The sequence below is a fragment of the Microbacterium sp. ISL-103 genome, assembly GCF_018613995.1.
GTDB lineage: Bacteria > Actinomycetota > Actinomycetes > Actinomycetales > Microbacteriaceae > Microbacterium.
On the sequence record NZ_JAGGPD010000025.1, the window covers coordinates 1 to 2993 of the forward strand.

General features: G+C 67.3%; 3 protein-coding genes and 1 pseudogene. 1 reads left to right on the forward strand and 3 read right to left on the reverse strand.

The genetic code is table 11. The annotated features are described in order from the left end of the window. A pseudogene (locus J7E68_RS01255) lies at positions 1-494 on the forward strand (Ppx/GppA family phosphatase); the annotation flags it as partial. A 34-nt stretch (positions 495-528) separates the two neighbouring features. On the opposite strand, the gene glmM reads toward J7E68_RS01255, so the two are convergent. From glmM to rplM, 3 genes are read right to left on the reverse strand one after another with little or no spacing between them, the layout of a single operon-like run. Continuing rightward, positions 529-1887, reverse strand: coding sequence for a phosphoglucosamine mutase (glmM, locus tag J7E68_RS01260; RefSeq protein WP_215169130.1), 1359 nt, complete (start codon positions 1885-1887; stop codon positions 529-531). 14 nt (positions 1888-1901) lie between these two features. Then, positions 1902-2387: a 30S ribosomal protein S9 gene (gene rpsI / locus J7E68_RS01265; protein ID WP_215169132.1), complete on the reverse strand. Its 486-nt coding sequence runs from the start codon at positions 2385-2387 to the stop codon at positions 1902-1904. Between the two features lie 27 nt (positions 2388-2414). Then, positions 2415-2861: a 50S ribosomal protein L13 gene (rplM, locus tag J7E68_RS01270; RefSeq protein WP_045253410.1), complete on the reverse strand. Its 447-nt coding sequence runs from the start codon at positions 2859-2861 to the stop codon at positions 2415-2417. Between the last annotated feature and the right edge of the window lie 132 nt (positions 2862-2993).

Sequence of the window (2993 nt, forward strand, 5' to 3'; positions counted from 1 at the left end):
CGGATGCCGCGGCATCCGTGCCCCTCGGTGCGGGTCGCATGACCGTGCAGTTCCTGCCGAACGACCCGCCGGGCGAAGACGACGTCGAGCGGCTGCGTGAGCACGCGACGGCCACCCTCGCCGAGGTGCTCCCCCGGTTCACCGCACTGCCCGCACCCGACCATGTCGTCGGATCGTCCAAGGCGATCCGCTCGTTGGCGAAGCTCGCCGGCTACCCCGTGCCCGGGTGGTCGGGGATCCAGCGCATGGTGCTGCCCCGCGCCTCGCTCGGGTCGTGGATTCCCCGACTCGCACGTCTGCCCGCATCCGCTCGCCAGGAGCTTCCGGGCATCACGGCCGACCGCACGTTCCAGATCGTGGCGGCCGCGGTGTCGCTGCACACGGCGATGACCGCGCTCGACATCGATGAGCTCGAGGTGTCGCCCTGGGCTCTGCGAGAGGGTGTGCTGCTGCGCTACATCGAGCAGCTGAACTGGAACGCGCCGCGCGGCTGACCTGAGGTCAGTGCCGCGCGGCGCGTTCGACGGTTCAGAGCGAGAGTCGCTCGCGCACCACGGTGACCAGACGGTCGGCGTAGGCGTGGGCGGAATCGGCGTCAGCCGCCTCGACCATGACCCGCACGAGAGCCTCAGTGCCGGACTTGCGCAGCAGCACGCGACCGGTCTCGCCGAGTTCGGCTTCGACCTCGCGCACAGCCGTCTGCACGACGGGGTCGGCGCCCACAGCGTCTTTGTCGACATCGCGCACGTTGACGAGCACCTGCGGGTAGACCTTCATGACGCTCGCGAGTTCGGCGATCGACTTGTTCTTCCGAGCCATCTCGGCCACGAGGTGCAGGCCCGTGAGCAGGCCGTCACCGGTGGTGGCGTACTCGCTCATGATCACGTGCCCGGACTGCTCGCCGCCGAGGGCGTAGCCGCCCCGGTTCATGTCTTCGAGCACATAGCGGTCGCCGACAGCGGTCTGCCGCACGGTGATGCCCTGCTCGCGCATGGCGACGTGCAGTCCGAGGTTGCTCATGACCGTGGCGACGAGGGTGTCGTCGGTCAGGTGCCCGCGTTCCTTCATCGACACCGCGAGGATCGCCATGATCTGGTCGCCGTCGATGACGTTGCCCTGAGCGTCGACCGCGAGGCAGCGATCGGCGTCGCCGTCGTGCGCGATGCCGATGTCGGCTCCGAGTCGCACGACCGCTTCTGCGAGCTGGTCGAGGTGTGTCGAGCCGACGCCGTCGTTGATGTTCCAGCCGGCGGGGTCTGCACCGATCACGGTGACGTCGGCGCCGGCGTCGCGGAAGGTCTCGGGCGAGACTCCGGATGCCGCGCCGTGCGCGCAGTCGAGCACGACCTTGATGCCTGCGAGACGGTTCGGCAGCGAACCGAGCAGATGCACCACGTAGCGGTCTTCCGCGTCGGAGAACCGATCGATCCGGCCGACGCCTGCACCCGTGGGTCGCAGCTTGTCGCCGGCCATCGCCTCTTCGATGCGCTGCTCGACGACGTCGGGCAGCTTGACGCCGCCGCGGGCGAAGATCTTGATGCCGTTGTCGGGAGCCGCATTGTGCGAGGCCGAGATCATCACACCGAAGTCCGCGTCGCGGTCGGCGACGAGGAACGCGAGAGCCGGTGTCGGGATGACTCCGGCCTCGAGCACGTCCACGCCGGAGGACGCGAGTCCTGCAGAGACGGCAGCGGTGAGGAAGTGACCGGAGACCCGGGGGTCGCGGGCCACGACTGCGGTGAGTCGCTTGCCTTCGGCTTTACGAGCCTCCGCAGTACGGCCCTGGCCCAGGACGACAGCAGTCGCCTGGGCCAGGGTGAGCGCGAGGTCGGCGGTGAGGATGCCATTGGCAAGTCCTCGCACACCGTCCGTGCCAAAGATCGGCATCGGAGCGGTTGACCTTAACGCTTCGAGTACTGAGGCGCCTTGCGGGCCTTCTTGAGTCCAGCCTTCTTGCGCTCCTTGACGCGAGCGTCGCGCGAGAGGAAGCCGGCCTTCTTCAGGGTCGGACGGTTGTTCTCCTCGTCGATGCCGTTGAGCGAACGAGCGATACCGAGGCGCAGTGCACCGGCCTGACCCGAGGGGCCACCGCCCGAGATGCGCGCGATGACGTCGTAGCCGCCGGCGAGGTTGAGGATGGTGAACGGGTCGTTGATCAGCTGCTGGTGCAGCTTGTTCGGGAAGTAGTCCTCGAGCGTGCGGCCGTTGACCGTGATCGTTCCCGAGCCGGGGACGAGACGCACGCGGGCGATGGCCTGCTTGCGACGGCCGACTGCGGCGCCCGGGACGCTCAGCACGGGGCGGGGAGCCGCCTCGACTGCTTCGGTCTCGGGGGTCGAGGTCGAGAAGTTCTGGGGGTTTTCGGTGGTGTCCTGGATGTCAGCCACGAGTATGTCCTTTAAGTCTTACGGCGCTTACTGGGCGACCTGGTCGAGGGTGTACGTCTTCGGCTGCTGAGCGGCGTGCGGGTGCTCTCCGCCGACGTAGACCTTGAGCTTCGACAGCTGCTGACGGCCGATGCTGTTCTTGGGGAGCATGCCACGGATGGCCTTCTCGACAGCGCGGACCGGGTTCTTCTCCATGAGCTCGGCGTAGGTGACCGACTTCAGGCCGCCCGGGTAACCCGAGTGGCGGTAGGCCAGCTTCTTCTGGAGCTTCTGACCGGTGAGCGCGACCTTGTCGGCGTTCACGATGATGACGAAGTCACCCGAGTCGATGTGGTTGGCGAAGGTGGGCTTGTGCTTGCCACGCAGGAGCGTGGCGGCGTGCGAAGCCAGGCGGCCGAGAACGACGTCAGTGGCGTCGATGACGACCCAGTCACGCTGGACCTCGCCGGCCTTAGGGGTGTAAGTGCGCGTCACGATAGTGCTGCTTTCTTGTTCGAACGGAGAAGTTCGTGAATCCCACTCCGGGGTCGTTCTTCCCGACAGGGAGGAACACGCCAGTGGAGGGCTCACGTTCGTTAGTGCTCGGCAGTCGAGTACCCAAGAGAC

What these genes read in the sequence shown, in the direction of transcription:
- glmM (WP_215169130.1), bottom strand. Translation starts at nt 1,887, where the DNA reads ATGCCGATCTTTGGCACGGACGGTGTGCGAGGACTTGCCAATGGCATC.